Annotated in this window: 10 protein-coding genes; 3 read left to right on the forward strand and 7 right to left on the reverse strand. The window is 46.5% G+C overall.

Annotated features, from left to right (window positions below):
- Nucleotides 1–11: 11 nt before the first annotated feature.
- From MC24_RS01120 to recG, 3 genes are all read left to right on the forward strand, one after another.
- Nucleotides 12–638, forward strand: a complete 627-nt coding sequence (locus MC24_RS01120) for an MBL fold metallo-hydrolase (protein WP_038051773.1) — start codon at nucleotides 12–14, stop codon at nucleotides 636–638.
- Nucleotides 638–1150 carry a hypoxanthine phosphoribosyltransferase gene (hpt, locus tag MC24_RS01125; RefSeq protein WP_038051781.1) on the forward strand — a complete coding sequence of 171 codons (513 nt, stop codon included), beginning with the start codon at nucleotides 638–640 and terminating at the stop codon, nucleotides 1148–1150. Before MC24_RS01120 ends, hpt begins: the two co-directional genes overlap by 1 nt.
- 98 nt (nucleotides 1151–1248) lie before the next feature.
- Entirely contained in the window at nucleotides 1249–3540 is a 2292-nt protein-coding gene (gene recG, locus MC24_RS01130; protein WP_038051784.1) for an ATP-dependent DNA helicase RecG, read from the forward strand.
- Here the strand turns inward: recG and MC24_RS01135 are convergent.
- From MC24_RS01135 to MC24_RS01165, 7 genes are all read right to left on the reverse strand, one after another.
- Nucleotides 3524–4216 (reverse strand): ABC transporter ATP-binding protein, encoded by a 693-nt coding sequence (locus tag MC24_RS01135; RefSeq protein WP_200883236.1) that lies wholly within the window; start codon nucleotides 4214–4216, stop codon nucleotides 3524–3526. The genes recG and MC24_RS01135 overlap by 17 nt on opposite strands.
- Nucleotides 4201–4932, reverse strand: coding sequence for an ABC transporter permease (locus MC24_RS01140; protein WP_012896177.1), 732 nt, complete (start codon nucleotides 4930–4932; stop codon nucleotides 4201–4203). The genes MC24_RS01135 and MC24_RS01140 overlap by 16 nt, the downstream gene beginning before the upstream one ends.
- Entirely contained in the window at nucleotides 4929–5831 is a 903-nt protein-coding gene (locus MC24_RS01145) for an ABC transporter substrate-binding protein (protein ID WP_038051791.1), read from the reverse strand. The genes MC24_RS01140 and MC24_RS01145 overlap by 4 nt, the downstream gene beginning before the upstream one ends.
- 44 nt (nucleotides 5832–5875) lie before the next feature.
- The gene (locus tag MC24_RS01150) at nucleotides 5876–7624 is read right to left on the reverse strand and encodes an NADH-dependent [FeFe] hydrogenase, group A6 (protein ID WP_038051794.1); all 1749 of its coding nucleotides are present in this window, start codon (nucleotides 7622–7624) and stop codon (nucleotides 5876–5878) included.
- Nucleotides 7625–7721: 97 nt separating this feature from the next.
- Nucleotides 7722–8780 (reverse strand): DNA integrity scanning diadenylate cyclase DisA, encoded by a 1059-nt coding sequence (gene disA / locus MC24_RS01155; protein ID WP_038051797.1) that lies wholly within the window; start codon nucleotides 8778–8780, stop codon nucleotides 7722–7724.
- Nucleotides 8758–10083, reverse strand: coding sequence for a DNA repair protein RadA (gene radA, locus MC24_RS01160; RefSeq protein WP_038051800.1), 1326 nt, complete (start codon nucleotides 10081–10083; stop codon nucleotides 8758–8760). Before radA ends, disA begins: the two co-directional genes overlap by 23 nt.
- Nucleotides 10080–12542, reverse strand: a complete 2463-nt coding sequence (locus MC24_RS01165; protein ID WP_038051803.1) for an ATP-dependent Clp protease ATP-binding subunit — start codon at nucleotides 12540–12542, stop codon at nucleotides 10080–10082. The genes radA and MC24_RS01165 overlap by 4 nt, the downstream gene beginning before the upstream one ends.
- Nucleotides 12543–12602 lie beyond the last annotated feature (60 nt).

The following is a 12602-nucleotide window of genomic DNA, read 5'->3' on the forward strand; positions in this document are numbered from 1 at the left end:
GGGGGATCGCTATGAAGATCACCTGGTTTGGGCATGCGTGCTTCGCCTTAGAGATGGAAGGGAAAACGATCGTTACAGATCCTTTCGATGAGAGTGTGGGATATCCCATACCAAACATAACCGCCGACGTTGTAACGGAAAGTCACCAGCACTTCGATCACAACGCCCACCACCTTGTGAAGGGCAACTTTCGTGTGATAGACAGTCCCGGTACTTACACCGTGAACGGCATAAGAATAAAAGGAGTGGAGACCTTTCACGATCCCTCTCATGGAAGAGAAAGAGGCAAAAACATCGTCTTCGTTTTCGAAGGAGAAGGCATAAAGGTATGTCACCTGGGAGACCTTGGACACGTGCTCACTCCTACTCAGGTAAAAGAGATAGGCGAGGTCGATGTCCTGTTGGTACCCGTTGGTGGAACTTACACCGTTGGACCAAGAGAAGCGAAAGAAGTAGCGGATTTGCTGAACGCGAAAATCATCATTCCAATGCACTACAAGACGAAGTACCTGAAATTCAATCTCCTGCTCGTTGATGATTTTTTGAAACTCTTCGATTCGTACGAACGTGTAGGGAACATCCTCGAGCTCTTTGAAAAGCCGAAAGAAAGAAAAGTTGTCGTCATGGAGGTGCAGTGATGATAAAGGTGTTGATAGACGAAGAGACTCTCAAGGAGAGGATCAGGGAACTGGCACGGGAAATAGAAGAGTACTATCTGGGCAAAACAGACACCATACACGCTGTATGCATCTTGAAGGGATCCATACACTTCTTCAGCGACCTCATGTTGAACATAAGGAAACTGAACGTCAAGTATTCTTTCATTCATGTCTCGAGTTATCAAGGTACCTCTTCAACAGGAAGGATCAGAGTGAAATCCTGGATAGATGAATCCATACACGATGAATACGTACTTCTTGTGGAAGACATCGTTGACACCGGACTCACCTTGCAGCACATAGTTCGATACCTGAAAAAATACAACCCAAGAGATTTCAGGATAGTGAGTCTCATAGAAAAAACCGTTCACGATCACGGAGTGCCCCTCGATTTTGTGGGATTCAAAGTGGACGACAAATTCCTGGTCGGTTACGGACTCGACATCGATGAAAAATATCGAAACCTTCCTTACATAGGCTATGTGGAATAATGGATTCGTGCTTGTCTTCGCCCTCATCATTTTGATGATGGTATCTTTTGTTGTTCTCCAGATACTTTACATCCTTTCTTTTCTTGTGGGGTGAAGCGTTGCCGATACTGTTAGAAGAATTCCTCAACGAAGTCGAAAAACTGCTTAAGAATCAGGTTAATATACAGAGAATTCACCAGCTCCTGAAGGAGCTGGATGATCCTTTGTTGGAAAACAAAGAACTTGAGGAGAAACTTCAGGCTTTTCTCGATTACGTGAAAGAAATTCCCAACCTTCCGGAAGCAAGAAAACGGTACAGAATTCAGAAATCCCTGGAAATGATAGAAAAATTGAGAAGCTGGTTTCTCATAGACTATCTGGAGTGTTCTGGAGAAGAAGTTGATCTCTCAACGGATATCCAGTACGCAAAAGGAGTAGGTCCCAACAGAAAGAAGAAACTAAAAAAACTCGGAATAGAAACTCTGAGAGACCTCCTCGAATTTTTTCCGAGGGATTACGAAGACAGAAGAAAGATATTCAAACTGAACGATCTCCTTCCCGGTGAAAAGGTGACAACTCAGGGAAAGATCGTGAGTGTCGAGACAAAAAAATTCCAGAACATGAACATTTTGACTGCCGTTCTGTCTGACGGTTTGGTGCACGTCCTCTTGAAATGGTTCAACCAGGACTACCTCCAGAACTACATGAAACAGCTCACTGGAAAAGAAGTTTTCGTGACTGGCACCGTGAAATCGAACCCGTACACTGGTCAGTATGAGATTCACAACGCCGAGGTAACACCGAAAGAGGGGGAATACATAAGAAGGATACTTCCCATATACCGTCTGACCTCTGGAATCTCACAAAAGCAAATGAGAAAGATCTTTGAGGAAAACATCTCATTACTTTGCTGTTCGTTGAAAGAAACCCTTCCAGAAAGGATCCTTGAGAAAAGAAAACTGCTTGGTGTGAAAGACGCGTACTACGGTATGCACTTTCCCAAAACCTTCTATCATCTCCAAAAGGCTCGGGAGAGACTGGCCTACGAGGAACTTTTCGTGCTTCAACTTGCCTTCCAGAAGATCAGAAAAGAGCGGGAAAAGCACGGAGGAATTCCAAAGAAAATAGAGGGGAAACTAACAGAGAAGTTCATAAAATCCCTTCCATTCAAGCTGACAAATGCTCAAAAAAGAGCTCACCAGGAAATAAGAAACGATATGATCTCTGAAAAACCAATGAACAGACTCCTTCAAGGAGACGTGGGTTCTGGAAAAACCGTCGTAGCACAGCTCGCCATACTCGATAACTACGAAGCAGGCTTTCAGACGGCCTTCATGGTGCCAACTTCGATCCTCGCGATCCAGCACTACAGGAGAACTATTGAGAGTTTTTCTAAATTCAACATCCATGTGGCACTCCTCATAGGAGCAACCACGCCCTCAGAGAAGGAGAAGATAAAGTCTGGCCTCAGGAACGGTCAGATAGACGTGGTGATAGGAACACACGCACTGATCCAAGAAGACGTTCATTTCAAGAACCTGGGACTGGTCATAATCGACGAACAGCACCGTTTCGGTGTGAAACAGAGGGAAGCTCTCATGAACAAGGGAAAGATGGTGGACACACTGGTGATGAGTGCCACTCCCATTCCCAGAAGCATGGCCCTAGCCTTCTATGGAGATCTCGATGTGACAGTGATAGATGAGATGCCCCCAGGAAGAAAGGAAGTACAGACCATGCTCGTTCCGATGGATAGAGTGAACGAAGTCTACGAATTCGTAAGGCAGGAAGTGATGAAGGGAGGACAGGCCTTCATCGTTTATCCGCTCATCGAAGAATCGGACAAGCTGAACGTGAAGTCCGCTGTGGAGATGTACGAATACCTCTCGAAAGAAGTCTTTCCGGAGTTCAAACTGGGTCTCATGCACGGACGGCTCTCTCAGGAGGAAAAGGATAGAGTCATGTTAGAATTCGCCGAAGGAAGATACGACATCCTCGTTTCCACAACGGTTATAGAAGTAGGGATAGACGTTCCAAGAGCGAACGTGATGGTGATAGAAAACCCGGAAAGGTTCGGCCTCGCTCAGCTCCACCAGCTTCGAGGAAGGGTGGGAAGAGGAGGTCAGGAGGCCTACTGCTTCCTCGTTGTTGGAGACGTTGGAGAAGAGGCAATGGAGAGGTTGAGATTCTTCACACTCAACACGGATGGGTTCAAAATAGCCGAGTACGACCTGAAAACAAGAGGCCCTGGAGAGTTCTTCGGTGTGAGGCAACACGGTTTGAGTGGTTTCAAAGTAGCTGATCTATACAGAGATTTGAAACTCCTGGAGTGGGCAAGAGAAGACGTTCAGGAAGTCGACGTGGAAGAGATAAAACTCCCGGAAGAGATAAAACTCATCGAAGTAGGCTGAGAAGCCTTTCAATCACCATCTTTTCCAGCCTGAACAGCTTATCATCAGTGAAATCTCCGGCTTTCTCTTTCAACTTCACTTCGTCGAGTATTTTCGAAGGCCTTCCCGATAGGAGAAAGATCCTTTCTGACAGAAAAACCGCTTCTTTCACGTTGTGTGTCACAAAAACGATGGAAAATCTCCTCTTTTGCCACAAATCGATCAGCATGTTCATCACTCTCATCTTCGTCTTCAAATCCAGTGCGTCGAAAGGTTCATCGAGAAGGAGGAGTTCAGGATCCACAAGGAGCGCCCTCACAAAATTCACCCTTTGTTTCATTCCCTCGCTGAGTTGCCATGGGTAGTGATTTTCAAAACCTTTCAGTTCCACTTTCTCAAGAAGGGATGCTATTCTGTCTGGATCTTTTCTGATCAACATCAAATTCTCCGTTACCGTTTTCCATGGAATCAGCCTGGGTTCCTGAAACACGTATCCGATCTTATCCGTGAAAACCTCCACCTTCCCCTGAAAATCTTCGAGACCAGATACAATTCTCAAAAAGGTTGTTTTTCCACAGCCAGACGGCCCAAGAAGAGCCACCCTCTCACCCTTACCAACAGAGAAACTCCAGTCTTCTATCACTTTCACATTGTTGAAATCTTTCCTCAATCCTTCTACCTTCAGGATAACCTCCACTTCTTCCACACTCTCCTCGCGAGAATCTTCACAGATCTTTCAAAAGATATCCCCAGAACCACAGTAAAAATGGTGAGTGCGTACACCCGGGGGACATCCACGTACTGCCGTGCCCAGGATATCAGAACTCCCAGTCCTCTGTCACCACAAAGGTACTCTCCCATGACAACCGCTTTCCACACGTTTCCAGAGGACACCTCCAGAATCGAGAGAACGAACGGCCAGATCGAACCAAGATACACCTCCTTCAAAATCGTCCTCCGTGGCATCCTGTATACCTTCATCACTTCTAACAGCTTTCTGTCTACACTTCTGACCCCAGAAATCGTTGTGAAGATAGCAACCGGAATGAGGGAAAGGGAGGAGATGACGACAGGCCCTTGCCAGCCTATTCCCCACAGAAAGATCACGACGACAAGCCAGGAAACAACGGGTACCGCCTGCACCACCGTGATCAAAGGACGCAGAAATTCATAAACCCTGTCGCTGATACCCATGACAAAACCAACGGGAAGTCCCACAGCGATAACGATGAAAGTAGAAACGAGACCCTTAAGAAGGGTGCTCAAAAGGGCCTCGAAGGTTTCACGATTCAACATTTTAATGAAAACTTCGAAGGTTTCTACAGGACCAGGCAATATTAGAGAAGATGGAAAAAGAAAATGCAGGAGGTACCACGCTATCAAAACAAGAAGTATCCCAAAAACCACTCTCATTTCCAATAGAATCCTTCGTCCGGTACTTTTTCAAGACCTTCGGGATAGAGTTCGTTCAGCTTTTTCAGAAAGGTCGCAACTTCTTCCCTGCACTCTTCAACGCGTACGTATTCGAATTCTATCCTCTCAAGTGACGATTTCAGAATCCCTGCAGGGATACCTAACTTTTCAGAAGAAAGCTGAACGGTTTCATCGAGATTTTCTTTCATCCATTTGATGGAGTCTACGAGAGTTTTCTCGACTTTTTCAACAGCTTCTACGTCCACGCCTTCTCTCACGAACAGACCGGCAATTGGTATTCTACCGGGTACTCCCAGTTCCTTTCCCCACTCTTTCTGAAAATCGAGCACTACCCTTCCTCTGTCAAGACACATGGAAACAAATGGTTCAGGAAGAGCAGCGTACTTCACTTTTCCTGATTTGAAGAGTGCGACTATTTCCTGGGGAGGTGCGTAGAGTATCTTCACATCCCTGTCGGGAGTGAGTCCTGCTTTCGATAGAAAATATCTCAGCAGAACATCCACCGTCTGTCCTCTTCCGTGAGGTGTATAAACTTCCTGCCCTCGTAGACTCCTCCATCCATCGAAGGTAGCATCGTCGGATGCAACAAGATAGAACACCTTCCACTCGTGTACACCCACGAGTTTTATCCTTATTCCCTTCCCGTAGAGATTCGCACCAACGGTCACGGGAAGAACAGCAAAATCAACCTCTTTTGAAACTATCCTCGCAACCGCTTCCTCCGGATTTTTCCAGATTTCGATCTTCACATCCGCCGGTATCTTCCCGTCCATGATAGGAACAACGGGTATCAGTGCGGGTCCGAAAGGATTCAAAAGTGTTTCCCCGAAAAGAATGGATATCGTCAGGAGCAAAACCACAACCGTTACTTTCTTCATCTAATCACCTCCTAAAAAAGAAAGGGAGGATTTCCCCTCCCTGTTTATTTTACCGCAAGTCTTTTCTTCCTCGACCTGTCTTCGTAATAGGTGTGAAGCAGTTCATGAGCTTTGTGACTGAGCGGATGTTCGAGGTACTCTTCGTACAGCTTCTTTATGGCAGGGTTTTCGTGGGATTTCCTCAAAACCATTCTTTCGTCGATGGTGTAGATGGCTTCTGCCCTCTTTCTGAGGATCTCCGGATCTCTGCTGTAAGGTTGGCCTCCGCCTCCGATACATCCACCGGGACACGCCATCACTTCAACAAAGTGATACTTTACCTCTCTTCTCAGAATCTTCTCCACCAGATTTCTTGCATTGGCCGTACCGTGAACCACAGCGATCCTTATCTTCTTGCCGTCCAGATCTATTTCGGCTTCCCTGACACCTTTGAGTCCTCTCACTTCTTCAAAGACTATCTTCGGTAGTGTCTTTCCCGTCTTGAGTTCGTACGCGGTTCTCAGGGCAGCCTCCATCACTCCACCTGTAACACCGAAGAGCACCGCCGCTCCCGTGGAGATTCCAAGCGGTGCGTCGTATTCTTCTTCGGGAAGGTTCGCAAACGGTATCTTCTTCATCCTTATGAGCTTTCCAAGTTCCCTCGTGGTGAGAACAACATCCACCGCAGGAACACCGTTCACCATGAGCTGCTTTCTCAATGCCTCGTCCTTCTTCGCTGTACAGGGCATGATGGATACGTGGAAAATGTCCTCCGGTTTCACTCCGAGTTTTTCTGCGAAGTAGGTTTTCACCAGAGCAGAAAGCATACCTTGGGGTGACTTGGCAGAGGAAAGCCTCGTTCTGAGCTCGGGATAGGCCTTCTCCACAAGGTTCACCCAGCCCGGGCAGCAGGAAGTGAACATGGGGAGATCTTCAAGATCTCCTTTTTCAAGTCTTTCGAGAAATTCACTTCCTTCTTCCATTATGGTGAGGTCTGCCCCAAAGTTCGTGTCAAAAACGTAATCGAATCCGAGCCTTCTGAGAGCGGCTACGAGCTGGCCAGTGGAGATGGTGCCGGGAGCGTATCCAAATTCCTCACCAATCGCCACCCTCACCGAGGGTGCGGTTTGAACAACGAGGATCTTTTCCTTCTTTTCCAGTTCCTCCAGGACAACCTTCACCGACGAATTTTCGACTATAGCACCCGTTGGACAGAACGCGGCACACTGACCACAGCCTATACAATCTGTTTCGTATACGGGCATGTCGAAAGGTGTACCGGGATAAGTTCTATAACCCCTTTCTACCATAGAATAGATGTTTACTCCCTGAATTTCAGAGCAAACCCTCACACAGCGCTGACACTTGACACACTTGGAAAGATCTCTGACTATGGCAGGGCTGCTTCTGTCGATCAGTCCTTCTTTAGTACCGTATCCGAAAATGGGTTCCACGTCGTACTTATAGATCAGATCCTGGAACTCACACCTTCCGTTCGCTTCACATGTCATACAGTCGTTGGGGTGTTCGGAGAGAAGCAATGCAAGGTTGAACTTCCTGGCCGTTTTCACCCTGTCAGAGGAGGTCTTTATCACCATGCCATCTCTCACTTTTGTCACACACGCAGGCTGGAGGTTTCTCGCCCCTTCCACCTCAACGACACAGACTCTACACGCACCTATTGATTCCCCGAGCCTTGGATGATGACACAGAGCTGGAATCTCTATTCCTGCCTTCTCACAGGCTTCGATGACCGTCAGGTTATCAGGTACTGTAAGCGTTCTACCATTTATAACAACCGTCACGTCCGCCAAGGCAAAGCACCTCCTCACAGGATTGGTTTCACTATTTTGTGATAAATTTCTCAAATTATTTTTAAAAAGACCCCCTCATTGGGATATATTACCACAACTACTCGGAAGTTTTTCTATGCTTCAAGGAACTGATACTTTCTGAAATGGCCCGCGCTCTTTTCTCTCCTATTCCCTCGACCTTCTTCAAGTCCTCAACAGAGGCTTTACTGATCTGATCGAGCGTTTTGAACATTCTAACCACGTTGTATCCAATGCTGAGCGGAATTCTCGCGACGGTTTTGAGGAGCCTGTAACCTCTCGCGGAAACGAGCACATCATCCAACTGTGCAACTTGCTGTACATCGTATCCCAGGGCCCTCGAAATTGAAATGGGAGAGGGATCTCTTTTCTTAACAAAGTCCTGCATGATGTCTTGCGCCGCCTCTTCATCCACCTCTTCAGAAGAGTAATCCATTACGAGAAGAACTAGAAGATCGTCCACGTCTTCCGTCAACTCCCTGAGCTGCATTCTTGCGAGTCTTCCTTCCTCGCCGAGCTCTACTATGTAGGGTCTCATCTCCTCTACTATCCTCAAAAGCTCGAACCCCTTTGCCAGTGTTCTCACCACGTCAGCGAGAGTGACCCTGTTTTCCAGTTCCAGAACTTCAAGTTCCGAAAGAAGTTTGTTGAAGTTATCTTTGTATTTTTCCAAAGTGCTGATCGCTTGTGTCACTTTCGATATGAGAAAATCTACCTGATTCACAACGTATTTGTAATTTTTATAATAGAGCGATATGATATTTCTCCTCCTCGAAACTGCTATCACGACTTTCCCCGTTTGTTTCGCCAACCTTTCCGCTGTTCTGTGTCTTGTACCGGTTTCTCCGGTCGGTATCGTGGGGTCCGGTACGAGATGAACATTCGCGTAGTATATCTTTGTAATATCCTCAGAGAGAACTATCGCACCATCCATTTTTGAAAGCTCGTACAGTTTCTCCGCAGAGAAATCGGTGTCCAGCCAGAATCCTCCTTGAATGATATCCTCGTATTTTTTTGGATCATCAACAAGAAAAATAAGCGCACCAAAATTAGCATTGATTATGTCATCCAGCGCTTTCCTCAACTCTGTCCCTGGTGATATGAGCTTTATTTTTTCAATCAATTCCTGGGGAACCAAGGATTTCACCCCCAATTATAAAGACGGCCTCCTTGAGGTCGCGCACTACAAAAACTCCTTTTTTCTCTTCTTCGATCGGAGGAACTATTATCCTCCCCGAATTCTTCAAAGAGTTCAATCTTCTATTAATATTGTAAACCTTTCTCACCCTTCCATCCAAACCAATTTCACCAACGGCCGCCGTATCGTGTAGAGAAACTTCCAGATAGGAAGACACAATGGAAAGAGCTATCGCGAGATCCGCCGCAGGATCCGTTATCCTGAGTCCCCCCACAACGTTGACATAAACATCGTGCGTTTCTATGGGAAGCCTCAGATATTTGCTGATCACGGCAATCAGAAGTATCACCCTGTTCACATCTACACCTTTACACACCCTCTTGGGAGAAAACGTTCTGTTTTTGGAGACGAGTGCCTGTATCTGTACAACAAAGGGTTTTGTGCCTTCAAAGACACACGTGAGGACGTTTCCTGGAAGGTCTGTATCTCCTTCCGTAAAGGAAGGATTCTCCACCTGGACGAAACCGTTTTCTTTGAGCTCAAAGACCGCCACTTCGTCGGAAGGTCCGAATCTGTTCTTTGTGATCTTCAAGAGTCTCAATCCTGTACGCCTGTCTCCCTCAAAATATGCTACAGTGTCCACCATGTGTTCCACCAGTTTCGGTCCTGCTATTTCCCCCTCTTTTGTCACATGTCCCACTAAGAGAACCGGCACACCTCTTTTCTTTGCAAAGTCAATTGTTTTCATCGTCACGTTTTTCACCTGAGAGATACTTCCGGGGCTGCTTCCAAGGTCTGAGGAAAAAACCGTTTGAATGGAGTCAACCACCATGAAACTCACTCTTTCATTTCTCAGAGAGGATATTATTTCATCGATGTCGTTCTCTAAGGTCAAAAGGATGTTTTTTTTCCTTTTCATCAGGAGCCTGTCCGCTCTCAATTTCAACTGCTGGGGGGATTCTTCACCAGAAACGTAAACAACCAGTCCCCTTTCAGCGAACTTTTCGGCGATCTGAAGCGCTATCGTACTTTTTCCTATCCCGGGTTCACCAGAGAGCAGGATCACCTGTCCGGGGACAATTCCTCCCCTGAAAGCCCTGTCCAGTTCTGAAAAACCTGTGGATAACCTTTCAAGGGAAATTTCTCCAGCGTCTTCTAAATTTAAAAACAGGGAGGGGTTTCCCTCCCTGTTTTTCCTCTTTTGAATCACTTCTTCTGCCGTATCGTATTCACCGCACTGAGGGCATTTTCCGAACCATTTTGGAGAAACGTAGCCACAGTTGGAACAGATGAACTTCTTCACTGAACCACCTTCTCTTTCTTTTCACCCTTTCTGGTGAATCGGAGAGCATCTTTGCGTGCACTACAGACAATCGTATCTCCTTCGTTGAACTTGCCTCTTAAAATTTCCTCGGAGAGAGGATCTTCCACGTATCTCTGTATAGCTCTCTTCAGAGGTCTTGCTCCGTAAACCGGATCGAATCCCTTTTCAACCAAGAACTCCTTTGCACTCTTTGTCAGTACAAGCTTCATGTTCTTCTCCGAGAGTCTCTTCCTTAGATCTCTCAAGAGTATATCGATGATCTGCTCGATGTGTTCTTTATTCAATGGATGGAAGATAATTGTTTCATCGATCCTGTTCAGGAACTCGGGTCTGAACGTTCTTTTCACCTCTTCCAGAACGAGATCCTTTATTTTCTCGAATTCTTTCTCCTCGTTGTTGTCACCCACAAACCCGAGTGTTCTCTTGGATTTGTTGATGTAAGAACTTCCGATGTTGCTGGTCATTATGATGATCGTATTCCTGAAATCGACTTCACGTCCCTGAGAATCCGTGAGTCTTCCGTCGTCCATTATCTGGAGCAGTATGTTGAATACATCTGGATGCGCCTTCTCTATTTCGTCGAACAGGATCACCGAGAACGGCCTTCTTCTCACTTTCTCCGTGAGAGTTCCTCCCTCTTCGTAACCAACGTATCCCGGAGGAGCACCTATGAGTCTTGAAACGGAGAACCTCTCCATGTATTCACTCATATCGAACCTGATGAGAGCCCTTTCATCCCCAAACAGATACTCTGCGAGTGCTTTTGCGAGTTCTGTCTTTCCAACACCCGTTGGACCGAGGAACAAGAACACACCTATCGGTCTTCTTGGATCTTTCAGACCGCTTCTTGCTCTTCTTATGGCCCTGGCTACGGCTTTTATAGCTTCGTCCTGAGCAACAATTCTCTGGTGGAGAGCCTCCTCGAGATTGAGGAGCTTTTCGACTTCCGTTTCCTCGATCTTTTTGAGAGGTACACCCGTCCAGGAAGACACCACCTCAGCCACATCATCCACGTCTACCCTCACTACGGCCGTTTCCGCGTGTCTTCTCCATTCCGCGTACCTCTTTCTATATTCCGCTTCCAGCTCCATTTCCTCTTCTTTCAGTTGGGCCGCTTTTTCATAATCCTGATTCAGAACAGCGAGCTCCTTATCACTCCTTATCCTCTCTAGTTCTAATTTCATACTCTTCAGTTCTGGAGGAAGCACGAAAACCTTCAACCTCGCTCTGGCACCTGCTTCGTCTATCACATCGATCGCCTTATCCGGTAAATAGTGGTCGGTTATGTATCTCTTGGAAAGATAAACGGCCGCCTCCAGAGCCTTGTCGGTATAAATCACCTTATGATGCGACTCGTATTTTCTCTTCAAACCTTTCAGTATTTCGAGTGTTTCTTCTTCGGTTGGTTCTTTCACATATATCTTCTGAAACCTTCTCTCCAGAGCAGCATCTTTTTCAATGTACTTTCTATACTCATCTGGTGTGGTAGCACCTATACAACTTATCTCTCCACGTGCGAGAGCGGGTTTCAAAATGTTCGCGGCATCGATCGCTCCCTCAGCCGATCCAGCACCCACTATGGTGTGTATCTCGTCTATGAAGAGGATGATGTTCTTATCCTTGGTTACAATCTGGAGAAGTTTTTTCATCCTCTTTTCGAATTCACCTCTGTACTTGGTTCCTGCAACCAGCGCTGCCACGTCAAGAGAGAAGATCACCTTGTTTTTCAAGATTTCAGGCACATCTCCAGTGACTATTCTCTGAGCCAGACCTTCAACTATCGCCGTTTTTCCAACCCCGGGATCTCCTATGAGAACAGGATTGTTTTTCTTCCTTCTGACAAGAACCTGCATCACTCTTTCTATCTCTTCTTCCCTTCCAATAACTGGGTCGAGTTCTTTCTTGGCTGCAAGTTCCGTGAGGTTCACACCGAAGCCTTCAAGTTGTTTCACACTTCTGTAAGTGTAATCCTCTTCTTCTTCATATTCCAGACTTTTGTTCGAAGAGTAGGAGTAGATATCAATGATCTCTCTTCTCAGAGTGGCGATGTCTACTCCGAGTTTTCTCAAGATATGGATAGCTATCCCTTCTCCCTCTCTCAGGATACCAAGGAGAAGATGTTCCGGGTTTATCTTGTCACTTCCAAGGATCTTCGCCTCTTCGTATGCGAGTTCGGTCACTCTCTTGGCTCTTGGAGTCATCTGTGGAGAGGGGACGAAACCCCTCATCCCCATACCAACCATGGAGATGATCTCCGATCTCACCTTAGAGTACGAAGCGCCCATTTCCTCCAGGAGTTCGACGACGGGTCCTCTATCTACTTTCAAGATTGCAAGCAGAAGATGCTCTGTTCCGACGTACGAATGCCCGAGTTCTTTTGCCTCCTCCTGGGCTGTTACGAATATCTGGGCTGTCTTTTCCGAGAACTTATCAAACATAGTATCACCTCCGGGTCTTCCAATTTCATTATATCACCCTTATGGACATAACACCTTTCA

The organism is Thermotoga sp. Mc24, assembly GCF_000784835.1.
Lineage (GTDB): Bacteria > Thermotogota > Thermotogae > Thermotogales > Thermotogaceae > Thermotoga.

Excerpts from the sequence above, each read along its gene's own strand:
- MC24_RS01165 (WP_038051803.1), bottom strand. The coding sequence starts at position 12,542 with ATGTTTGATAAGTTCTCGGAAAAGACAGCCCAGATATTCGTAACAGCC.
- hpt (WP_038051781.1), top strand. The coding sequence starts at position 638 with ATGATAAAGGTGTTGATAGACGAAGAGACTCTCAAGGAGAGGATCAGG.
- MC24_RS01140 (WP_012896177.1), bottom strand. The coding sequence starts at position 4,932 with ATGAGAGTGGTTTTTGGGATACTTCTTGTTTTGATAGCGTGGTACCTC.
- MC24_RS01120 (WP_038051773.1), top strand. The coding sequence starts at position 12 with ATGAAGATCACCTGGTTTGGGCATGCGTGCTTCGCCTTAGAGATGGAA.
- MC24_RS01145 (WP_038051791.1), bottom strand. The coding sequence starts at position 5,831 with ATGAAGAAAGTAACGGTTGTGGTTTTGCTCCTGACGATATCCATTCTT.